The sequence below is a fragment of the Streptomyces sp. SID12501 genome (assembly GCF_010550245.1).
Classification (GTDB): domain Bacteria; phylum Actinomycetota; class Actinomycetes; order Streptomycetales; family Streptomycetaceae; genus Streptomyces.
This window is the reverse complement of sequence record NZ_JAAGLU010000345.1, coordinates 1-557: the sequence shown is the minus strand read 5'-3', so window position 1 is coordinate 557 and position 557 is coordinate 1. Positions and strand designations below refer to the sequence as shown.

Annotated in this window: 1 protein-coding gene; it reads right to left on the bottom strand. The window is 69.1% G+C overall.

All coding sequences use genetic code 11. The features are described 5' to 3' along the window. Nucleotides 1-133: 133 nt before the first annotated feature. Nucleotides 134-557 (bottom strand): 6-phosphofructokinase (locus G3I71_RS46135; protein ID WP_203733069.1); only part of this gene is annotated, 424 nt, incomplete at its 5' end.

Genomic DNA, 557 nt, shown 5'->3' with positions numbered 1-557 from the left:
ATGAGCGGCTTCTCGTCTGTCGGCACCCCGAAGGCGAGGATCTCCACGTTCGCTCCCGTCCCGCGTCGTCGCCCGCATCGGATCATGGGCCCTTTGTCACGATACGACCCATGATCCGCACATGCGCTCCGGCTCAGCCGAAGAAGACGCCGGCTTCCGCGTAGAGCGCCGGGTCCGCCGTCTTGAGCTGCGACGTGGCCTCCAGGATCGGCACCCGGACGATGTCCGTCCCCTTCAGCGCCACCATCTTGCCGAAGTCTCCGTCGCGCACCGCGTCGACGGCGTGCAGCCCGAAGCGCGTGGCCAGCCAGCGGTCGAAGGCGCTGGGCGTGCCGCCGCGCTGGACGTGTCCGAGGACCGTCGTACGGGCCTCCTTGCCGGTCCGCGCCTCGATCTCCTTGGCCAGCCACTCGCCCACACCGGACAGCCGGACGTGCCCGAAGGAGTCCTTCGTCGCGTCCTTCAGCACCATGTCGCCGTCCTTGGGCATCGCCCCCTCGGCGACGCACACGATCGGTGCGTAGCTCGCCTTGAACCGCGAGTTCACCCAGGCGCAG